Origin of the sequence: Rhizobium sp. PL01 (genome assembly GCF_033447125.1) — a bacterium.
GTDB lineage: Bacteria > Pseudomonadota > Alphaproteobacteria > Rhizobiales > Rhizobiaceae > Pararhizobium.
Genome location: NZ_JAWQUM010000003.1, coordinates 280,871 through 301,066, shown reverse-complemented (window position 1 = coordinate 301,066; position 20,196 = coordinate 280,871). Strand labels below are relative to the sequence as shown.

The following is a 20,196-nucleotide window of genomic DNA, read 5'->3' as shown; positions in this document are numbered from 1 at the left end:
GCGCAATATCAGAAAGACAGAAAATAGATTTGCTCAGGCATGACCGGCATCGACCGACAGCATCGCCGGGGCGACCCCCATCAATGCCAGCGCCCGGTCGTATTTATCGCCCAGATCGCGGTCGAAGATCAGTTCTTCGCTTGCCGGGCAATTCAGCCAGCCATTGTTGGCAATCTCATTTTCGAGCTGCCCGGCACCCCAGCCGGCATAACCGAGCATCATCATCGCCTTCTCAGGCCCCTCGCCGCGCGAGATCGCCCGGACGATATCGAGCGTCGCCGTCAGGCAGATGTCATCGTTGACGGGAATGCTGGATTCGCTGAGGTAATCGTCCGAGTGCAGAACGAAGCCGCGCCCGGTTTCAACCGGACCGCCGGTCTGAATCTGGAAGTCGCGGGTGACACCGGGCAGCCGGATTGCCTGCTGTTGATCGATGATACGCAGATGCAGAAGAACGTCCGGGAAGGTCAGTTGCTGCGGCCGGTTGAGCACGAAGCCCATGGCGCCGTCATCTGAATGGGCGCAGACGAAGATGACCGTGCGGGCAAAATTGCTGTCGAACATGCCAGGCATGGCGATCAGGAACTGACCGTCCAATATTCCGCGTTCGCGTTTTTTCTGGAACGTCGCCATCATGGTGTCAGCCTTCTGTGCCAATTAAAAGCGTTCCCACCCTCGTCAATTATTTTCAAGGCTGCTTTAAGCCCGGCCAAATCCCGTCTTCATCAAGAGAAAATGATCAAGAGGTGAAACCGGGCATCTTTCAAGCATGCGCCAAAACCGGTAAGCCTGAGCATCATGAAGCATCATCGTTCCCTACAGAATGCGACTCATTTGGCTGCGCTGGCAACCCTTTCAGCGTATTTTTTTATCGCCCCTGCCGCCAATGCCGCGCAGAGCCAATGGGTGCAATCGCAGGGCGGCGAGGTGCGCATCGTTGCCGACAGGCCAGAACCGGACGGCACGATCCCGGCCATTCTCGACATCCGGCTGAAGCCCGGCTGGAAGACCTATTGGGTTGAGCCTGGCGCCAGCGGCATCCCGCCACAGATCACTGTCGACCCAAAGGACGGCATCTCCTTTTCAGGACTGCGCTTTCCGGCGCCAAAAGCCTTTCACGACGGGATTGCCAGCTATACCGGTTACGATCGCTCTGTGGCGTTTCCGCTGTCGCTGAGGCGCGAGAAGACTGGTAGCCTCACCCTGAAAGCCTCGGTTTTCCTGGGTATCTGCAAGGATATCTGCATTCCGGTTCAGGCCGATCTCCACCTTTCCCTGCCGGAAGGACTTGCGCAAAACCCGCTCGACCGGGCCCGGATCGATGACGCCGTGGCCGCGCTGCCGATGCCGCCGTCCGACACGTTCAAAGTGACGGCCGCCTCTTTCGATGCCGCTGAAAACCGCCTGCATCTGTCGTTGGTGACACCGGCTGCCGCCATGCCTGCGGAACTGTTTCTTTCCGGCCCTCCCGGCTACAGTTTTGGCAAGCCGGAAAATGTCACGGCGGAAAACGGCAAGGTCACGGCGGAGATCGCCGTGCGCGTTCCAGCAAAGGGCGACGCACTGAAAAGCGGCTCTGTTCTGCTCGTTGCGCGCGCCGGAGAGCAGAGTATCGAAACCCCGCTTGCCTTTGACTGAACCGAATCTATATTCCCCTCCGACCCATGGAGCCAGCGCGCTCCAGCCTTTCCCAAAAGACCTCAAGGAGTGAGACCGTGACCATTTCCGTCGGAGACAAGCTGCCCGCCGCCACCTTCAAGGAAAAGACCGCCGATGGCCCGGTCGAAATCACCACCGAGCAGCTGTTTGCCGGCAAGAAGGTCGTTCTCTTCGCCGTGCCCGGCGCCTTCACGCCGACCTGCTCGCTCAACCACCTGCCGGGTTACCTGGAAAACCGTGATGCGATCCTAGCACGCGGCATCGACGATATCGCCGTCGTTGCGGTCAACGACCTGCACGTGATGGGCGCCTGGGCGACCGCATCGGGCGGCATGGGCAAAATCCACTTCCTGTCCGACTGGAACGCTGCCTTCACGAAGGCGCTCGGCATGGACATCGACCTCTCCGCCGGTACGCTCGGCCTGCGCTCGAAGCGCTATTCGATGCTGGTGGAAGACGGCGTGGTGAAGACGCTCAACGTCGAGGACAGCCCCGGCCAGGCGACGGTTTCAGCGGCCGCAGCAATGCTCGAACAGATCTGAGCGCTGCCATCAAGACCGGATGATAGTTGGCGAGCCCGCATGCTGGACGCGTATGCGGGCTTTTGCGTCTGTGACGATCGCCAATTATTGAACCCGCTGTTCAACCAGCCTTGCCAATTGGCCGATGACCGTGCCCCAGCCGTCGTAGAATCCCAGCTCGTCGTGCATGTTGCGGTCGGCATTGCTCTTGTGCATCACATGGGCACGGTAATCGGTGCCCTGCGGATGATCCTGCAGCGTGACGATTGCCGTCATGAACGGTTGCTCGGCTGGCCGCCAGCCGCCGCTCAGGGCATTGGTAAAGACGATCCTCTCGCCATCATCAATGGCAAGAAAACAGCCAGAAAGATGCGGCGTGAAATCACCGCCGTTTTCGCTCATCTGCGTGACAAACGCACCGCCGGGGCGAAGGTCCATCGCCATGACCTTGCATTTGGCCGGCGCCGGAATCCACCATTGCTCGAAGCTGGATGGATCGGTCCAAGCATTCCAGATGAGCGATCGAGGTGCCTTGATGACGCGCGAAATCGTCAGATCGAGTTCCGGATTGATGGAGCTGGTCATTGTGAACCTCCGTTTTTCTGAGCCTTGATGACGAATTGCTCGAGCCTGTCGGTGCGGCCTTCCCAGAGTGCCCGCTGCGCCGACAGCCACGCCTCGATAGCGGCAAACCGCTCCTTTTCGATGGCGCATGTCCTGACCCGGCCGGCTTTTTGCGTCCGGATGAGGCCGCTGCCTTCGAGAAAATGAATGTGCTTCATGAACGATGGCAGGGCCATGTCGAAGGGCTGCGCCAGATCGCTGATGCTTGCAGGACCTTTGCCAAGCTGCGCCAGGACCGCCCGGCGGGTGGGGTCGGCAAGCGCTTGAAAGATGCCGTTCAATTGGTGCGAATACTGTTCCATAAGGATAAGTATCACGATCAAACACTGAGCTCAACGGCTAAGTGTTTACGGAGTGCATCGCCATGATCGCCACTCGCCGAAGTGGAGGAATACCAAGCTGCAGCGCGGCTCTTGTCCTTGACTTGAACCGGCATCCTGTCACGCTACGGCTCCTCTGGATTCGAATGAGCGTTCGGGAGATCACGATGAAGACGTTTCTACGCTTGGCCGCCATTGCCGCTACCCTGACTGTTGCCGGACAGGCAGCGGCCAAAATTCCGCTTGTGAATGCCACCTGCCCCGGCAAGATCGAGGTTCATGCCGATGAGGGCGGGCCGATCTATATCAATGGCAAGGAAGGCAAACTGAAGGTCGTCAACCAGAACTATTACGAAGCCAAGGGCAGCGGCGTGACCATCTCGCTCAGCATCAACCCCGACGGCTCCCCGGCCGTCAGCTATACCGGCAAGGGCGGCGCCAATGGCATCTGCACCGTAAAATAACTGCGGCGATACCGTTGCCACCAGCATGAGGCCCCATGAAACAGAGCATTGCCCTGATTGCCCTCGTCGTTCGTGACTATGACGACGCTATTGATTTCTATGTCAACACGCTTGGCTTCGTGCTGGTCGAGGATAGCTACCAACCGGAACAGGACAAGCGCTGGGTGGTCGTGCGGCCACCTGGAGACGGCGGCACGTCGCTGCTTCTGGCGCGCGCATCCGCGGACCATCAGGAACCGTTCATCGGCAACCAAGCCGGCGGCCGCGTATTCCTGTTTCTGCAGACCGACGATTTCTGGCGGGATCATCCTAAAATGGTCGCAGCCGGAATACGGTTTACGCGCGAACCGAAGGTAGAACCCTACGGCATCGTCGCCGTTTTCACGGACCTCTATCGAAACCTGTGGGATCTCGTTGAGTTTACCGACGGACGATAGAGCCGCGTATGATCAATGAGGCTCTAACCAGGCTGCTGACAAATCCTGAAAACAGTTATCTGGCAAGATCGGCACCCGTTCTCCGTCATCACCGCCACAAGAGCGAGGATGACGAAGAGTTTGGCAAACGTCCAGCTTCCCAAATAACCTGCAAACTGCCGAGAAAATGACTTTTCAGCCGCCTAGCGAAGATCACCGCTTCTTCTTGAACGGCTCCATGCCCTTGCGGGCCAATTCGTCGGCGCGTTCGTTTTCCGGATGGCCGGCGTGGCCCTTCACCCAGTGCCAGGTGACCTTGTGGCTCTGGTTGGCGACATCAAGCGCCTGCCACAGCTCGCCGTTTTTCACCGGCTTCTTGTCGGCGGTCTTCCAGCCGTTCTTCTTCCAGCCATGGATCCACTTGCCGATGCCGTCCATGACGTATTTCGAATCGGTGTAGAGATCGACCTCACATTGCGTCTTCAGGCTGGTGAGCGCAGAAATCGCCGCCAGGAGCTCCATGCGGTTGTTGGTGGTTTCCGCTTCGCCGCCACACAGATCCTTCTCGGTCTCGCCATAGCGCAGCACTGCGCCCCAGCCGCCTGGACCCGGATTTCCGGAGCAGGCTCCATCGGTAAAAATATCGACATGTTTCATGCGGGCATTGTCTCGTCGGTCAGGCCATATTCGGCCGCAGTTTTGATGGAGCGGTGGAATTGCAGCTTCTTCAGATATTCGAGCGGGTCTTTTTTGACCACCAGGGCACCGGCCGGGGTCATCAGCCAGTCATAGAGCCGCGTCAGGAAGAACCGCAGGGCAGAGCCGCGGGCGAGCAACGGCAAGGCGTCGATCTCAGCCGGTGTCAGCGGCCGCACGCTCTGATAGCCTTCCAGCAGCGCCATACCTTTGGTGATGTTGAATGCACCGTCCTTTTCGAAGCACCAGGCATTCAGGCAGATGGAGACGTCATAGGCGAGCGGATCGTTGCAGGCGAAATAGAAGTCGATCAGGCCGGAGAGCTCATTGCCGAGAAAAAAGACGTTGTCCGGAAACAGGTCGGCATGGATCACGCCCTCTGGCAGGTCCTTCGGCCAATGGGCTTCGAGAAAATCCAGCTCCGCGGCGATCTCGCTCTGCAGGCCGGTCTGTACCTCGTCGGCCCGGTCGCGCGAATTGTTCCAGAGCGGCCGCCAGCCGCCGACCGACAGCGCATTCGGGCGGCGGATCGCAAACCCCTCGCCTGCCACATGCATGGCCGCCAAAGCCTTGCCGACTTCGCGGCAATGGTTTGCATCCGGCTTACGCAGCCACATGCCTTCGAGGAACGAGATCACGGCGGCCGGACGGCCTGAAAGGTGACCGAGTAATTCGCCATCGGCGCGTGGCAAGGGCAGCGGGCAGGACAGCCCCTGATCGGCGAGATGGTGCATCAACCCGAGGAAGAATGGCAGGTCGTTCTGATCAACCCGCTTTTCATAGAGCGTCAGGATGTAGGAGCCCTTGGTGGTGTGCAGCAGGAAATTGGTGTTTTCGACGCCTTCGGCAATGCCCTTGTAGGACGTCAGCGTGCCGACGTCATAGGCGGCCAGAAAACGGGCGAGATCGTCTTCCGTGATGTCGGTGTAAACTGCCACTGTCGTTTCACTCTCTTCGGGAGTTGTTATTCTACTGCACTCAGGAGAGCGCGGGGAAACTGGGAGGCCGCGCGTCTCAGTCGCCGTTGACGAAAGCCATGTCCTGAGCCGTCAGTGGCACGTGGCGAAGCTCGCGGTTGACGAGGAAGTTTTCGGTTTCCTCGACCGTATCGGCAAGCTCGAGCGCCGCCTCGTAACGCTGGCGAAAAGCCTCGATGATCTCGTTGACGATGACTTCCGGCGCCGACGCACCCGCCGACAGGCCGACCGTAGAGATATCGGCAAAGTCATCCCAGTCGATTTCCGACGCGCGCTGGACAAGGACCGATTTTTTCGCACCGGCTCTCAGCGCGACTTCGACGAGACGCTTGGAGTTCGACGAGTTCGGAGCGCCAACAATGATGAAATGGTCGCAACCGGGTGCTGCCTGTTTCACCGCTTCCTGGCGGTTTGTCGTCGCGTAGCAGATCGAATCGGCCGCAGGCGCCGTCAGGTTCGGGAAGCGCTCATGCAGCCGCTTGATAACGCCGGCGGTATCATCGACGGACAGTGTTGTCTGAGTGACGAAACCGAGATTTTCGGTATCCGGTGGCATATAGACTTCAGCGTCCTCGACCGTCTCAACCAGCGACACGGCACCTTCCGGCAGCTGGCCCATCGTGCCGATGACTTCCGGATGCCCGGCATGGCCGATCAGCACCACATGACGGCCAAGCTTCTGGTGGCGCATGGCCTGCTTGTGGACCTTGGAGACCAGCGGGCATGTGGCGTCGAGATAGAAAAGATTACGCTCCGTCGCATCGGCAGGCACCGACTTCGGCACGCCATGAGCGGAGAACACCACCGGCTGCTTGCGATGCTCCGGCGGGATCTCGTCCAGCTCTTCAACGAAGATCGCGCCCTTGGCCTCGAGCCCCTCGACGACATAGCGATTGTGAACGATCTCATGGCGGACATAGACCGGGGCGCCATATTCCTTCAATGCCAGAACAACGATCTGGATCGCCCGGTCGACACCGGCGCAGAAGCCGCGCGGGCCGCAGAGGCGCAGGGTAATCGGTGTCTTTGCAGGAAAGGAAGTCGCCATTTATCAGAATGCCAGTAGGGTGAACACAAGGGCGAGAATTGCCGGCCCGCCCTGCACCAGCAGGATGCGCGGCTTGACCGACCATGCGCCATATATAGCGGCAACAATCACGCACACAAGGAAGAACAGCTTCAACTGCACGGCAAATTCCGGCGGGGAAGCGATGAGTGACCAGAAAAGTCCGGCAGCGAGAAAGCCGTTATAGAGCCCCTGATTGGCCGCCAGAACCTTTGTGGCCTCGGCTTGCTCGACCGACATCCTGAAGACTTTTCGCCCCTGCGGCCCGGTCCAGAGAAACATCTCAAGCACAAGAAAACCGACATGCATCAGCGCCGTCACGGCGATCAGGATGTTTGCGAGAGTAGCCATTCATTTTCCTCCAGCGGTGGACGCCTGGACCTTATGGCTTCCGCTTGAAGATGAAAATGCCGCTGATGACGACCAGTGCCGCGGCCAGACCGTACCAGGTCATCGCATATTGCAGATGGCTGTTGGGAAAGTCGAACTGCGTCACGCCACCGATCGGCATGCCGCCCTCATGGGACGTCGCGTCGGCGTCCACGAAGAACGGCACGACCTTTGCTGGATCAAGCCCGACGCTCGATGCCATGACATCGAGATCCTTCCAGTAGAAAATGTTCTTGGCCACGTCATTGTCCGGCACAGCCCAGGATGGCTTCTCCAGCAGCTTGGCGCGGGACAGGCCGGTGACGGTCTGTTCGCCGGTCAGCTGGCCCTGCTTGCGCATTTCCGGCTCTTTGGCCTCGAAGGTAACGAAGCCGCGATTGACGAGAACGATCTGGCCGTCGGTGAGCTGCAGTGGCGTATAGATGTAATAGCCGATGCGGCCGCCGTACGTTGCGAAGAAGTGCCGTTCCTTGTTGTTGAGATAGCTGCCGGTGATACGCACCGTGCGGTAGTCGACATCCTCGCCGGCCCTATCCAACGCCTCGATCGCCGTCAGATCGGCAGGCGGTGCCGCGCGCCGTTCTGCAATCGACGCCAGGAGCCCCTCTTTCCAGGCCAGCCGCTCCATCTGCCACGTGCCGAGCGCAAGCAAGATCGCCAGTGCGACCAGAACCAGCACGATGCCAACGACGCGGCCGAGCAGCCCGCCGCGCTTCTTGTCCGATACGGTATCAGCCACGATCAATCTCGCCCGGGCGTGCATTGTTGCGAAATTGCACATTGATCAGAACGCCTTTGAGCATGCGCATGAGAACCAGACTGAAGACGATGGCGAGCGGGATCCACAACAGGAAATGCACCCAGAGCGGCGGATTGATATTGACCTCCATCCAGAGGGCGGCTCCCACAACGATGAAGCCAACGATCAGGATGACGAAGACCACCGGCCCGTCGCCGGCATCGGCAAAGCCGTAATCTAGCCCGCAGCTGGCGCAGGCCGGCTTCATGGTCAGGAAGCCATCAAACAGCTTGCCCTGGCCGCATCGCGGGCAATGCCCCCTGATCCCGGCCCTGACCGGATCGACCGGCGGGAAATGTGCGCTGTCTTCGTGCATGGCGATTTTTCCAACTGCTTGCGGCTTTGTGCGCGGCGTTCAGCAAACGTGGTAACGCGGGTCACCGCCTTCGTCCAATGCAAAGCCTGCGACATAGAGGCTTTTTCAGGACAGCTGGCCGCATATTGGGATCAAGCCCGGTCGGCAACGATCGTCATCTTCAGTCCCAGCGTATTGACGATCTTGTGAAGCGTTTCGAAACGGGCCTTCGATCCGCCCCGAAGAGATTTGTAGAGGCTTTCACGGCCTAGACCCGATGCCTTGGCAATCTCTGTCATTCCTCGCGCCTTGGCGACGTCTCCGAGGGCCGCAATGAAGACATCAGGATTATCATCCTCCATCGCAGCGGTCAGATATTCGGCGACGAGGTCATCATCGTCGAGAAACTCGGATGCGTCGAACTTTGAGATCGTCGTCATGATTGATCCTTCTGAAGAGACTTCGCCATCTTCAAGGCGGCGGCAATGTCTCGCTTCTGGCTGGACTTGTCGCCACCGGCCAGCAGGAGATAAACAACGTCGCCGGTGCGTTTGAAATACAGGCGATAGCCAGGCCCATAATGGATCCGCATTTCTGAGACACCCTCGCCGACAGGTGAACAGTCTCCCAGATTGCCGAACTCTGCGGAGCGTATCCGCGCAAGAATTCGGGCTTTCGCTTTCATATCCCGCAGCGAAAACAGCCAATCCTTGAACACGTCGGTTGTCTCAAATACGAGCATGCGAAACTGTATCCGAAAGGATACACTCCGTCAATCAAAGTCAATCTTCGGAAACAGAAACGGCCGCATCGCTGCGGCCGCCTGAAATTTCAACTCTGTCGACCGATCACATGTGAGCGATCGGGGCACCCCAGCCGCCCCAGATGTAGATGGAGAAGAACAGGAACAGCCAAACCACGTCGACGAAGTGCCAGTACCAGGCGGCAGCTTCGAAGCCGAAATGCTGCTTCGGGGTAAAGTCACCCTTCAGCGCGCGGATCAGGCAGATGGCCAGGAAGATCGTACCGACCAGAACGTGGAAACCATGGAAACCGGTCGCCATGAAGAAGGTCGCGCCGTAGATCGAATCCTTGAAGGCGAACGGAGCGTTCACATATTCGTAGACCTGTACGAAGGAGAACAGCATGCCGAGCAAAACGGTCAGCGTCAGGCCGTTGATCAGGCCCTTGCGGTCGCCGTGCAGCAGCGCGTGATGCGCCCAGGTCACCGTCGTGCCGGACAGCAGCAGGATGACGGTGTTGTAGAGCGGCAGGTGCCACGGGTCGAGAACCTCGATGCCCTTCGGCGGCCAGACACCGCCGGTGAACGCGGAGCGGGTTGCCTGGATGGCTTCGCCCGGGAAGAGGCTGGCATCGAAATAAGCCCAGAACCAGGCAACAAAGAACATCACTTCCGAAGCGATGAACATGATCATGCCATAACGCAGGTGCAGCGCCACAACGCGGGTGTGATGGCCCTCATGCGCTTCCTTGATCGTGTCCGACCACCAGCCGTACATCGTGTAGAGAACGACGGCGAGACCGATGAAGAAGAACCACGGATGCGCCCAGTCGACACCGAACAGGTGCAGCGTGCCGCCCGACAGGTATCGCATGTAGCCGACACCGCCGAAGGCCATGACGAAGGCGCCGATCGAGGCGATCAGTGGCCAAGGGCTCGGATCGATAATGTGGTAGTCGTGGTTTTTCTGGTGCGCATCGGCCATGTGGACTATCCCCGATAAGTCTTTCTCATGTCGTCATTTCCGGCTTAGCCGAAAACTGTGATCTGTCAAAGTTTGTTGTCAGTTTCGGCAGGCTTGACCGTCAGCGCCGCGACCGGCTTTGACGGTTCGCGGGCGTAGAACGTGTAGGACAGCGTCAACGTGTTGATCCCCTTGGTCTCAACCGCCTTGACGATTTCCGGATCAACGAAGAATACCACCGGCATCTTCATGTCTTCGCCCGGCTGCAGCGTCGTCTCGGTAAAGCAGAAGCACTCAACCTTGTTGAAATACGCCCCGGCCGCCATGGGTGTCACGTTGAAGACCGCCTGACCGGTCGTCGCCTTTTTCGCCATGTTGGTTGCTTCGAACTCGATCTGCACCGTTTCGCCGATCTTCAGTTCGATCTCGCGCTGCACCGGCTTGAAGACCCATGGCAGGTCGGATGCGATGTTCGCATCGAACGTGACCTTGATCTTCTTGTCGAGAATGACGTCAGACGCCTGCTCGACGCGCTTCGTCGTGCCGTTATAGCCGGTCACCCGGCAGAACATGTCGTAGAGCGGCACGGCTGCATAGGCCATGCCGGTCATGCCGAAGACGAAGGCGAGGCAGGACGCGACGATGACGCCGTTTGCCCGTTCCTTCTTCTGCTCTGGCGTTTTGATCGGTACCATGATCGTTCCTTACTGGACCATGCCATTGCTGAACTTGATCAGCGTCACGACATAGAAAATGGCAACGAGACCGAAGAGAACGGCGCCAAGCGCGATATTGCGACCGCGGCGCGACTTCTTCTGGGCGTCCGTGAGTGTCACGAGTTCCATCAGGCAACCTTTCCGGCAGTGAGCCACAGCGTGGCAATCAGGTGATCGACCATCAACGCGGAGAAGATCGCGAAAAGATAGAGGATCGAGAAGGCAAACAGCTTCTTGGCGGGGATCATCTTTTCGTCACCCTCCGGCATGCGATGCACGCCGATAGAGTACCAGATGAAACCCAGGCCGAGCGCTGCGGCAAAAGCGCCGTAATACATGCTCGAGAAACCGAGCATGGTCGGCACGACGCCGATGATCGCGGTCAGGACCGCATAGATAACGATCTGCGTCTTGGTGGTCGCCTCACCGCTGACATTCGGCAGCATCGGCACACCGACGGCGCCGTAGTCGCGCATCTTGAACAGAGCCAGCGCCCAGAAATGGGCCGGCGTCCAGAGGAAGGTGATGAGGAAAAGTACGATGCTCTCGACGGCGATGCCGTTGGTGACGCAGGCCCAGCCGATCATCGGAGGGAATGCACCGGCGGCGCCGCCAATGACGATGTTCTGCGGCGTCGAGCGCTTCAGCCACATCGTGTAAATGACGACGTAAAAGAAGATCGTGAAGGCGAGCAGCCCAGCTGACAGCCAGTTGACGACGATGCCGAGGATGCAGACGGAGAAAGCCGAAAGCGTCAGGCCAAAGGCGAGCGCTTCCTCAGCCGTGATCTTGCCTGCCGGGATCGGCCGCTTCGCCGTGCGGGTCATGATCGCATCGATATCCGCGTCGTACCACATGTTGAGGGCGCCGGAAGCTCCAGCACCCACGGCGATACAGAGGATCGCAATGAAACCGATGAAAGGATTGATGTGCCCGGGCGCCATCACCATGCCGGCGAGGCCCGTAAACACCACCAGCGACATGACGCGCGGCTTCAGCAATTCGAAGAAATCGCGCGCAGTGGCTTCAGAAAGACGAACGCCGCCTTCCGTGCCGATTGCTTCGTGATTGTCGATGACCTGCATGTCCAGTCCTTGGATTTGTCCGGCGCGTCCGTTGCGCCGTGGTGCCGGGACTTCCCGGCGTTGAACGAAGCCGCCGTTTCCGGCGGCTTCGGTTGAAGTACAGCGCTTACTTGATGCGCGGCAGCTGTTCCCACTGGTGGAACGGCGGCGGCGATGTCAGCTGCCATTCGAGCGTGGTTGCACCTTCGCCCCATGGGTTGTTACCGGCAAGACGCTTCTTGGAGAAGGCTTCGAAGACGCCGAACAGGAAGATCAGGACGGCGAAGGCCGAGATGTACGAACCGTAGGACGACACCGCGTTCCAGCCTGCATAGGCATCCGGATAGTCGATGTAACGGCGCGGCATGCCGGCGAGACCGAGGAAATGCTGCGGGAAGAACACCAGGTTGACGCCGATGAACATGACCCAGAAGTGCAGCTTGCCGATGAACTCGTTGTACATGTAGCCGGTCATCTTCGGGAACCAGTAGTACCAGCCGGCGAAGATCGCGAACACGGCGCCGAGCGACAGAACGTAGTGGAAGTGGGCAACCACGTAGTAGGTGTCATGCAGCGAGCGGTCGAGACCAGCGTTGGCGAGCTGAACGCCCGTGACGCCACCGACGGTGAACAGGAAGATGAAGCCGATCGCCCAGACCATCGGCGTGGTGAAGCGGATCGAACCGCCCCACATCGTCGCAATCCAGGAGAAGATCTTCACGCCGGTCGGAACCGCGATGACCATCGTCGCGAAGACGAAGTAACGCTGCGTGTCGAGCGACATGCCGACGGTGTACATGTGGTGAGCCCAGACGATGAAGCCAACGGCGCCGATGGCAACCATGGCATAGGCCATGCCGAGGTAACCGAAGATCGGCTTCTTCGAGAAGGTCGAGACGATGTGGCTGACGATGCCGAAACCGGGCAGGATCAGGATGTACACTTCCGGGTGACCGAAGAACCAGAACAGGTGCTGGAACAGGATCGGGTCGCCGCCGCCTTCAGGTGCGAAGAAGGAGGTTCCGAAGTTGCGGTCGGTGAGCAGCATGGTGATGCCGCCTGCCAGAACCGGCAGCGAGAGCAACAGCAGGAAGGCCGTGATCAGAACGGACCAGGCAAACAGCGGCATCTTGTGCAGCGTCATGCCCGGAGCGCGCATGTTGAGGATCGTGGTGATGAAGTTGATCGCACCGAGGATCGACGAGGCACCGGCAATGTGCAGGCCGAGGATCACAAGATCCATGGACGGTCCGGGCGTTCCCGCCGTCGATAGAGGCGGATAGATCGTCCAGCCCCCTCCGGAGCCATAACCACCGGCCGGGCCCTCGACGAACATCGACAGAAGCACGAGCAGGAAGGCCGGGATGATCAGCCAGAAGGAGATGTTGTTCATGCGCGGGAACGCCATGTCAGGCGCACCGATCATGATCGGCACCATCCAGTTGGCAAAGCCGCCGATCAGCGCCGGCATGACCATGAAGAAGATCATGATCAGCGCATGCGCCGTCGTGAAGACGTTGAACATCTGCTTGCCACCATCGATGGCAGCATCGCCTTCGAAGCCGTAAACCATGGAAGCCAGACCGTGGAAGATCTGGATACCCGGCTCCTGCAGCTCGGCGCGCATGAAGACCGACAGCGTGCCGCCGATGATGCCCGCGAAAATCGCGAAGATCAGGTACAGCGTGCCGATGTCCTTGTGGTTGGTCGAAAGAAACCAGCGCTGAAAGAATGTCAGCGGCTTGTGGGCGTGATCATGGTCGTGCCCGTGATCCTGGGCATGGTCATGAAGGTGATCGTGTTGAGCGGCTTTTCCGGCCATGGGTCGAGCTCCCCTTCGAATTCTGTAGGGCGAATTACTGTGCGGCGTTTTCAGCGACGTCTACGGTCTTAGCCGCGCCGTCGATGGAAGCCATGAGTGCCTTGTTCGCCTCACCAACATTGGTGGCGGCGGCAGCGAGCCAAGTGTTGTACTTGTCTTCGCTGACCACACGGATGGCGATCGGCATATAGGCATGGTCCTTGCCGCAGAGCTCGGAACACTGGCCGTAGTAGAGACCTTCGCGCTCAGCCTTGAACCAGGTTTCGTTGAGACGGCCAGGAACCGCGTCGATCTTCACGCCAAAGGCCGGCATGGCGAAAGCGTGAATAACGTCGGCTGCAGTCACCAGAACGCGAACGGTCTTGCCGACAGGAACGACGACTTCGTTGTCAACAGCGAGAAGACGCGGATATTCGTGCTTGTCTTCCTTGCCGAGCGACGCGCGGTCCTCTTCCTTCATCATCAGGCTGTCGAAAGAGAGCGGGCTTTCGCCGACTTCATATTCATACGACCAGTACCACTGGTTGCCGGTCGCCTTCAGCGTGATGTCCGGATTTTCCGGCGGCGTCAGCTGCGCGGTCAAAAGCTGGAAGGACGGGATTGCCAGGAAGAGCAGGATCACGACCGGGCCAAGCGTCCAGACGATCTCGATTGCCGTGTTGTGGCTGGTCTTGGATGCCACCGGGTTCTTGCTCTCGCGGAACCGGTAAACGATCCACAACAACAGCGCCAGGACAAAAAGCGTGATCGGAATGATGAACCAGAGCGTGTAATGCTCAAACCATGTAATTTCTTCCATGATTCCGGTTGCTGCTGTCTGAAAGTTGGTCTGCCATGCGACCGGCTTGTCAGCCAAAGCATTCGAAGCAAAGAGCAGACAGGCAGTCGATGCCAAAACTGCAAAAGCCTTGTTTTTCACTATAGTGTCTCCCTGGGCGCTTGATCAGGATCAAACCGTAACGCAGAATCCTTAGCCATACTGAAGCGCTTCAAACCACAGTTTGATGAACGCCGCAACATCTGTCCATTCAAGCCCATGCGGCATTTTGCGCAAAAGACGCTTTTCACACAAACTGTTAAAGCCATACGGGCCTATGGATACCGGCAGCGGCGAAAAGCAGCACTGACGGCATCGGGTACTTCACGCCAATCTCTCGGCCTCTATAGCATATATAAAGAGCAATCGGCACTCCACCGGCAGCGCCTTAAAGCCCCACTCAGGGCCGGCTTGGTGTTTTAAGCCCCTTCGAGAGCCCCATTTCCGCCACACCGGGCTGGAATGTACCGCCCGGGGCTTTTCATTTGCGGCTACGCGCTTCAAGAATAGCCAGACTGATTCTTAAGTTTGAGGTTTACATGGGCCTGTCCCTCCTTTCCCGGCTGCCGATCGCGGCGTTCGGTCTTGCTGCCACACTTCTTTCCTATACGGCAGCAGCCCAACAGCCCGGAGCACAACAGCCAGGCACGCCCGGCACCGTGAAATCCAACCACGGCGCGTGGTCGATCGTCTGCGACCAGCCAGCCGGCGCAACCGCCGAGCAGTGCGCGCTGATGCAGAACGTCATTGCCGAAGACCGGCCTGAAGTCGGCCTCTCGGTCGTCGTCCTGAAGACGGCGGACCGCAAGGCGAAGATTCTCCGCGTGCTGGCCCCGCTCGGTGTTCTCCTGCCGAACGGCCTTGGCCTCAATGTCGATGGCAAGGATATCGGCCGCGCCTATTTCGTCCGCTGCTTCTCCGACGGCTGCTATGCCGAAGTGGTTCTGGAAGACGAACTCCTGAAAACCTTCCGGTCCGGCGCACAGGCGACCTTCATCGTCTTCCAGTCTCCGGAAGAAGGCATCGGCATTCCGGTCGACCTGAAGGGCTTTGGCGAAGGCTACGATGCACTGCCGTAAGGCATTTACGCAAAGCCGAGGAAGACGGCGAGCAGGCGGTTTACGGAAACCATCGTTTCCGCGTTAAGTCGCCCAAACGGCGCTCCGACTTTGTCCCGGCGTATCGTCATGACCTTGTCCACCATGATCTGTGACGGTTTGCGCAAGCCGTTTTCCTCATCGGGTTCGATGGATATGCGTAAAAGCGGCGCATCCTGCAGCGTTCCCGAGATGAGCAGTACGGTCACTGTCGGGGCTTCATCGAAAAGGTCGGATTGAATGACCAGTGCGGGACGCGGCTTGCCGAAATCCCCCGGCAAAGCGATAGTCACAAGATCTCCCCGCTTCATTCATCGATCCCGCTGAGATCAGCAAAAGCGGCATCCATGAAGCCCGCTAGGTCGTCATCTGCGGCCTCGGCCTGCGCAATGACCAAGGATTGGCGGCGGCATTCGGCGGCGAAACCCGCCCTTCGGGAATCCGGCACCCAAATCTGCAGCGGACGAAGACCGGCCGCACGCATTGCGTCCCTGCGCTGCTGAACACGCTCACTCAAAGCCTTTGCCATCCGCGTCAGCTCCCATCCGTTACATGTAACATAATGCCTGGAATTGAGCTGTCAATAATAACGGCTGACCGCAAACTCAAAACTTGCGGCCATGGTGGTGCGTCTCTACATGAGAATAAACATAAACAGTCCGGAGCCTCGCCCATGAACACCGATCTCATCAAACTGTTCGACAGCGACGAGGCCGCCATCCGCGAAGTTCTGGCGCAGACATTGTCGGGTGCCGACGACGGTGAGCTGTTCATCGAGCACAGCCAGTCGGAATCGCTGTCCTTCGACAATGGCCGCCTGAAGGGTGGCAGCTTCAACACCGACCAGGGCTTTGGCCTGCGCGCCGTTGCCGGCGAAGCGGTCGGTTATGCGCATGCAGGCGATCTGTCGCTGACGGCCCTCAAGCGGGCTGCCGATGCGGTCGGCGCCGTTACGCGCGGCTATTCCGGCACCTATGCCGCAGCCCCGCAGCGCACCAACAAGAAGCTCTACGGTGACGAGAACCCGATCGGCGAGCCGAGCTTCGAGGCCAAGGTTTCGCTGCTGCAGGAGGTCGACGCCTATTTGCGTGCAAAAGACCCGAAAGTACGGCAGGTCACCGCCTCGATTGCCGCCAGCTGGCAAGTCATCGATATCCTGCGGGCCGACGGCGAACGCATGCAGGATATCCGGCCGATGACCCGCCTCAACATCTCAGTCGTCGTCGGCGAAGGCGACCGGCAGGAAGCCGGGTCCTACGGCGTCGGCGGCCGTCGCGGCTTTGGCGATTTCATCGCCACCGATAACTGGCAACGCGGTGCAGACGAAGCCCTGCGTCAGGCTTTGGTCAACCTTGACGCCATCGATGCACCGGCAGGAACCATGGATGTGGTGCTGTCATCCGGCTGGCCGGGCGTCATGCTGCATGAAGCCGTCGGCCACGGCCTCGAAGGCGATTTCAACCGCAAGAAGACCTCTGCCTTTGCCGGCTTGCTTGGCCAGCAGGTCGCGGCCAAGGGCGTGACCGTCGTCGATGACGGTACGATCGAGAACCGCCGCGGCTCGCTCACCATCGACGACGAAGGCACACCATCCGCCTATAACGTCCTGATCGATGACGGAAAGCTGGTCGGCTATATGCAAGACCGCCAGAACGCCCGGCTGATGGGCATGAAGGCGACCGGCAATGGACGGCGCGAATCCTACGCCCATGTGCCGATGCCGCGCATGACCAACACCTATATGCTCGGCGGCGACAAAAGCCCGGAAGAAATCATCGCCTCGGTCAAGAAGGGCATCTATGCCGTCTCCTTCGGTGGCGGCCAGGTCGATATCACTTCAGGGAAATTCGTGTTTGGCTGCACCGAGGCCTACCTGATCGACAACGGCAAGATCGGGGCGCCGGTCAAGGGCGCCATGCTGATCGGCAATGGTCCGGACGCGATGCAGCGGATCACCATGATCGGCAACGACATGAAGCTCGATACCGGCATGGGCAATTGCGGCAAAGGTGGCCAGTGGGTCCCCGTCGGCGTCGGTCAGCCGCATCTGCGCATGAACGACACGACCGTCGGCGGCACGCAGGCCTGATGGGCTTCTGCTGACCCCGGCGGCTGTGCCCGCCGGGGTCAGCAGGTAATCAACCCGCTTCAGCTACGCGACGGCAGCAGCATGCAGTCATAGGAGTGCCGCTGTAGCCTATCGCAGGCAGCGGCCGCAGCGTCCCGGCTGTCAAAGCCAACAAACCTGGCGCGATAGACAGCCTTTGCACCCTTGCCAACGGCCTCGGTATACGGGGAGGCAGATTGCAGCGCATTGCCTGCAACGGACTTCGCCTGCAGCAGCAACGCCCTTGCGGCCTTTTCCGTCGGTGCAGCCGAAATCTGGATCTGCCATGTGCCCGCTGGCGAAATATCCTTCGTGTCTTCCAGTTCACTCATGACGGACGGACGCTCGGCCGGGATTGTCGCGTGCGACGAAGTTGCGATCAGCGCGGCAATCGGATCGTGGCCCTGACGTTTGGGGGCGGTAAAGGGTAACGGTACGTCGGACGCTCCAAGGGCAGCGACTTCGACGGTACCGCGGGTCTTGGCGGCCGCCACCAGCGCGCGATTGCCTGTGCTCGACGCCTTGCCCAGATTACGGTCCAAAAGGGCAGCCATCTTGTCGTCGCGGCTGCGCGCGGTCCGGCCGCCGAGCACGACGCCAATCACCCGCCGGTTGCCGTCGCGGACAGCACTGACGAGGTTGAAGCCCGAGGCATTGGTATAACCGGTCTTGATCCCGTCCATACCGTCATAACGATACATCAGGTTGTTGTGGCCACGGACCTTGCGGCCACGGAAGACGAAGCTTTGGGTGGCGAACAACTTGTACTCGCGGGGGAAGTCGCGCATCAGCGCGATTGCGAGCGTCGACATATCGCGCGCTGTCGTCACCTGAGCGCTGGCCGGCAGACCGGAGGCGTTGATGAAGACAGTTCGGCTCATGCCAAGCTGCCGCGCCTTTCGCGTCATCGCCTCGGCGAATTTGGTTTCGGAGCCAGCGAGCTTTTCCGCCATGGCGGCAGCCGCATCGTTGCCCGAACGCACGATCATGCCCAGCACCGCCTCGCGCACGGTCAGCGTGGTGCCGGCCTTGAGCCCCAGCCGCATTGGCGGCTTGGCCGCCGCGGTCTTCGACACTTTGATCGTGCTGTCCCAACTGATCGTGCCGCGGCGAAGGGCCTCGAAGGTGAGGTAGAGCGACATCATCTTGGTCAGCGAGGCCGGATGGTTGAGCGTGTCGGGATTTTCCGACGACAGCACCTTCCCAGTGCGGGCGTCGATAATGATCGCAGCACTGCCTGCCCAGGCGACGGCCGGCCCGAGAGCGAAAGTGAGCATTGCCAAAAGCAGAAAGCGGAAGGTCGGCATGTCGGTCCCCCATTCGATGGCACCCGGCAGGGCGCGAACGTGCGTCGTTTTGCGACAGAACCGTGTCTTTGCTGCAACTTTGCGGCGGATTGAACTTATCCGCAGTGACTTTTACCGGGGTGGTAAACGAAGTTTTAACATTGGCGCGATCGGCAAGGCTGAAAGCAGCCGGACGAAGAGCACCGGGCGCCGGACAGCAATTCTCTTCCGATATTGCACCTAACCGCGACGCTCACACGTCACGGAACCAAACTCCCTTGTCCGCGTTTATCGGACAGCCCGCATAACTGTTTGAAAATGCGGATCGTTCAATGCAAGGGAGTTACATCATGGGTCGCGGAATTCTGCTTTGGCTGCTGGGGGTTCCGATCCCCATTATCATCCTTCTCGCCCTCTTCTTCCGATAGGTGGCGCGAATGGCAATCCCGATTTCAACGGTACCAGCCGGCACCACCATCGAATCATCGGATTCCGCCGTTAGCTGGGGCGCGATCATCGCTGGGGCCGTGGCTGCCTCTGCAATCACCGTCGTTCTCTCCCTGCTCGGATCCGGTATCGGCCTGAGCATGGCCTCTCCGTTTTCCGCGCAGGGCGCATCCCTAACCACCTTTGCCATTACGACGGCGATCTGGCTGATTGTCGTACAATGGGCGTCTGCCGCTTTCGGCGGGTATATTGCCGGCCGGCTGCGGACGAAATGGACCGGCGTCAACCGGGACGAAGTGTTCTTTCGCGACACGGCGCACGGTGTTCTCGCCTGGGCTCTGGCGACCCTGATCGTCGTCGGCGCACTCGGCTCGGCCGTATCAGCGACGGTAGGAGCCGGCGTGCAGGCAACGGCGACGGTGGCTGCCGGCGCAACAACGGCCGGTGCTGCGGCAGCGTCTTCCGATGCAGGCAGCAATGCGACGTCCTACTTTGTCGACAACCTGCTGCGACCAGCGACACCTTCTGCTGCCCCTTCAGGTACAGCAGCCGATGACACGGCAGGCCAGGTGTCGCGTATCCTGCTCAATAGTGCGACGAAGGGCGAGATGTCGGCTGAAGACCGCACCCATCTCGATCAGCTCATTGCATCGCGAACCGGCCTTTCGGAAGCCGATGCCAAGGCCCGTGTCGATGGCGTTCTGAAAAGCGTCGATGATGCCAAGGTCGCAGCAACACAAGCGGCTGAGACCGCACGCAAGACCAGCGCCTCCGTCGCCCTGTTTGGCGCCCTGTCGCTGCTGATCGGCGGCTTTGTCGCTGCTGTCGGCGCAGCGCTCGGTGGCCGCCAGCGTGATGAGGTTGATGGCGTGCTGCCTGCATAACAAAGCACGTACCAGAATAGACG

Annotated in this window: 27 protein-coding genes; 7 read left to right on the top strand and 20 right to left on the bottom strand. The window is 59.6% G+C overall.

The window, feature by feature from the left end:
• Window positions 1-33 precede the first annotated feature (33 nt).
• The gene (locus R6X40_RS09200; RefSeq protein WP_412178362.1) at window positions 34-636 is read right to left on the bottom strand and encodes a YqgE/AlgH family protein; all 603 of its coding nucleotides are present in this window, start codon (window positions 634-636) and stop codon (window positions 34-36) included.
• Between the two features lie 198 nt (window positions 637-834).
• Here R6X40_RS09200 and R6X40_RS09195 point away from each other — a divergent pair, with 198 nt between their 5' ends.
• The gene (locus R6X40_RS09195) at window positions 835-1,638 is read left to right on the top strand and encodes a protein-disulfide reductase DsbD domain-containing protein (RefSeq protein ID WP_318412845.1); all 804 of its coding nucleotides are present in this window, start codon (window positions 835-837) and stop codon (window positions 1,636-1,638) included.
• A gap of 77 nt (window positions 1,639-1,715) precedes the next feature.
• On the top strand, window positions 1,716-2,201 hold the full coding sequence (locus R6X40_RS09190) for a peroxiredoxin (RefSeq protein WP_318412843.1): 486 nt from the start codon (window positions 1,716-1,718) through the stop codon (window positions 2,199-2,201).
• A gap of 84 nt (window positions 2,202-2,285) precedes the next feature.
• Here the strand turns inward: R6X40_RS09190 and R6X40_RS09185 are convergent, their stop codons facing one another.
• Both R6X40_RS09185 and R6X40_RS09180 read right to left on the bottom strand, forming a co-directional pair.
• The gene (locus R6X40_RS09185) at window positions 2,286-2,765 is read right to left on the bottom strand and encodes an SRPBCC family protein (RefSeq protein ID WP_318412841.1); all 480 of its coding nucleotides are present in this window, start codon (window positions 2,763-2,765) and stop codon (window positions 2,286-2,288) included.
• Window positions 2,762-3,106, bottom strand: coding sequence for a helix-turn-helix transcriptional regulator (locus R6X40_RS09180; protein WP_318412839.1), 345 nt, complete (start codon window positions 3,104-3,106; stop codon window positions 2,762-2,764). Before R6X40_RS09180 ends, R6X40_RS09185 begins: the two co-directional genes overlap by 4 nt.
• Window positions 3,107-3,291: 185 nt before the next feature.
• Between R6X40_RS09180 and R6X40_RS09175 the strand changes: the two genes are divergently transcribed.
• Together R6X40_RS09175 and R6X40_RS09170 are read left to right on the top strand one after the other, a co-directional pair.
• Window positions 3,292-3,588 (top strand): hypothetical protein, encoded by a 297-nt coding sequence (locus tag R6X40_RS09175; protein ID WP_318412837.1) that lies wholly within the window; start codon window positions 3,292-3,294, stop codon window positions 3,586-3,588.
• Between the two features lie 35 nt (window positions 3,589-3,623).
• Window positions 3,624-4,025, top strand: coding sequence for a VOC family protein (locus R6X40_RS09170; protein WP_318412836.1), 402 nt, complete (start codon window positions 3,624-3,626; stop codon window positions 4,023-4,025).
• 192 nt (window positions 4,026-4,217) lie between these two features.
• Here R6X40_RS09170 and rnhA read toward each other — a convergent pair whose 3' ends face one another.
• The 14 genes from rnhA to coxB all read right to left on the bottom strand — a co-directional run bounded on the left by rnhA (window position 4,218) and on the right by coxB (window position 14,454).
• Entirely contained in the window at window positions 4,218-4,661 is a 444-nt protein-coding gene (rnhA, locus tag R6X40_RS09165; RefSeq protein ID WP_318412835.1) for a ribonuclease HI, read from the bottom strand.
• Window positions 4,658-5,638 carry a homoserine kinase gene (locus R6X40_RS09160; RefSeq protein WP_318412833.1) on the bottom strand — a complete coding sequence of 327 codons (981 nt, stop codon included), beginning with the start codon at window positions 5,636-5,638 and terminating at the stop codon, window positions 4,658-4,660. The genes rnhA and R6X40_RS09160 overlap by 4 nt, the downstream gene beginning before the upstream one ends.
• 76 nt (window positions 5,639-5,714) lie before the next feature.
• Window positions 5,715-6,725: a 4-hydroxy-3-methylbut-2-enyl diphosphate reductase gene (gene ispH, locus R6X40_RS09155; protein WP_318412832.1), complete on the bottom strand. Its 1,011-nt coding sequence runs from the start codon at window positions 6,723-6,725 to the stop codon at window positions 5,715-5,717.
• Window positions 6,726-6,728: 3 nt separating this feature from the next.
• Window positions 6,729-7,094, bottom strand: coding sequence for a DUF1304 domain-containing protein (locus R6X40_RS09150; protein WP_318412831.1), 366 nt, complete (start codon window positions 7,092-7,094; stop codon window positions 6,729-6,731).
• A gap of 31 nt (window positions 7,095-7,125) precedes the next feature.
• A complete protein-coding gene (locus R6X40_RS09145) occupies window positions 7,126-7,896 on the bottom strand; it encodes an SURF1 family protein (protein WP_318413247.1) in 771 nt (256 codons plus the stop codon).
• Entirely contained in the window at window positions 7,865-8,248 is a 384-nt protein-coding gene (locus R6X40_RS09140; RefSeq protein WP_318412829.1) for a DUF983 domain-containing protein, read from the bottom strand. Before R6X40_RS09140 ends, R6X40_RS09145 begins: the two co-directional genes overlap by 32 nt.
• 131 nt (window positions 8,249-8,379) lie before the next feature.
• A complete protein-coding gene (locus R6X40_RS09135; RefSeq protein ID WP_318412827.1) occupies window positions 8,380-8,667 on the bottom strand; it encodes an addiction module antidote protein in 288 nt (95 codons plus the stop codon).
• Entirely contained in the window at window positions 8,664-8,969 is a 306-nt protein-coding gene (locus tag R6X40_RS09130; protein WP_318412825.1) for a type II toxin-antitoxin system RelE/ParE family toxin, read from the bottom strand. The genes R6X40_RS09135 and R6X40_RS09130 overlap by 4 nt, the downstream gene beginning before the upstream one ends.
• A gap of 106 nt (window positions 8,970-9,075) precedes the next feature.
• Window positions 9,076-9,954: a cytochrome c oxidase subunit 3 gene (locus R6X40_RS09125; RefSeq protein ID WP_318412823.1), complete on the bottom strand. Its 879-nt coding sequence runs from the start codon at window positions 9,952-9,954 to the stop codon at window positions 9,076-9,078.
• Between the two features lie 65 nt (window positions 9,955-10,019).
• On the bottom strand, window positions 10,020-10,628 hold the full coding sequence (locus R6X40_RS09120) for a cytochrome c oxidase assembly protein (protein WP_318412821.1): 609 nt from the start codon (window positions 10,626-10,628) through the stop codon (window positions 10,020-10,022).
• A gap of 9 nt (window positions 10,629-10,637) precedes the next feature.
• A complete protein-coding gene (locus R6X40_RS09115) occupies window positions 10,638-10,778 on the bottom strand; it encodes a hypothetical protein (RefSeq protein WP_060636415.1) in 141 nt (46 codons plus the stop codon).
• Complete coding sequence (locus tag R6X40_RS09110; protein WP_318412820.1) at window positions 10,778-11,734, bottom strand: heme o synthase; 957 nt, start codon at window positions 11,732-11,734, stop codon at window positions 10,778-10,780. Before R6X40_RS09110 ends, R6X40_RS09115 begins: the two co-directional genes overlap by 1 nt.
• A 106-nt stretch (window positions 11,735-11,840) precedes the next feature.
• A complete protein-coding gene (gene ctaD, locus R6X40_RS09105; protein ID WP_318412818.1) occupies window positions 11,841-13,535 on the bottom strand; it encodes a cytochrome c oxidase subunit I in 1,695 nt (564 codons plus the stop codon).
• A gap of 34 nt (window positions 13,536-13,569) precedes the next feature.
• Entirely contained in the window at window positions 13,570-14,454 is an 885-nt protein-coding gene (gene coxB / locus R6X40_RS09100) for a cytochrome c oxidase subunit II (RefSeq protein ID WP_318412816.1), read from the bottom strand.
• A gap of 437 nt (window positions 14,455-14,891) precedes the next feature.
• On the opposite strand from coxB, the gene R6X40_RS09095 reads away from it, so the two are divergent.
• Complete coding sequence (locus R6X40_RS09095; RefSeq protein ID WP_113243052.1) at window positions 14,892-15,431, top strand: invasion associated locus B family protein; 540 nt, start codon at window positions 14,892-14,894, stop codon at window positions 15,429-15,431.
• A gap of 5 nt (window positions 15,432-15,436) precedes the next feature.
• Here R6X40_RS09095 and R6X40_RS09090 read toward each other — a convergent pair whose 3' ends face one another.
• Together R6X40_RS09090 and R6X40_RS09085 are read right to left on the bottom strand one after the other, a co-directional pair.
• Entirely contained in the window at window positions 15,437-15,760 is a 324-nt protein-coding gene (locus tag R6X40_RS09090; RefSeq protein WP_318412813.1) for a type II toxin-antitoxin system PemK/MazF family toxin, read from the bottom strand.
• On the bottom strand, window positions 15,757-15,978 hold the full coding sequence (locus R6X40_RS09085) for an antitoxin MazE family protein (RefSeq protein WP_318412811.1): 222 nt from the start codon (window positions 15,976-15,978) through the stop codon (window positions 15,757-15,759). Before R6X40_RS09085 ends, R6X40_RS09090 begins: the two co-directional genes overlap by 4 nt.
• Before the next feature lie 144 nt (window positions 15,979-16,122).
• On the opposite strand from R6X40_RS09085, the gene tldD reads away from it, so the two are divergent.
• A complete protein-coding gene (gene tldD, locus R6X40_RS09080; RefSeq protein ID WP_318412809.1) occupies window positions 16,123-17,538 on the top strand; it encodes a metalloprotease TldD in 1,416 nt (471 codons plus the stop codon).
• A gap of 59 nt (window positions 17,539-17,597) precedes the next feature.
• Here tldD and R6X40_RS09075 read toward each other — a convergent pair whose 3' ends face one another.
• On the bottom strand, window positions 17,598-18,863 hold the full coding sequence (locus R6X40_RS09075; protein ID WP_412178354.1) for a serine hydrolase: 1,266 nt from the start codon (window positions 18,861-18,863) through the stop codon (window positions 17,598-17,600).
• 416 nt (window positions 18,864-19,279) lie between these two features.
• On the opposite strand from R6X40_RS09075, the gene R6X40_RS09070 reads away from it, so the two are divergent.
• The gene (locus R6X40_RS09070) at window positions 19,280-20,173 is read left to right on the top strand and encodes a hypothetical protein (protein WP_318412807.1); all 894 of its coding nucleotides are present in this window, start codon (window positions 19,280-19,282) and stop codon (window positions 20,171-20,173) included.
• Window positions 20,174-20,196: the final 23 nt, after the last annotated feature.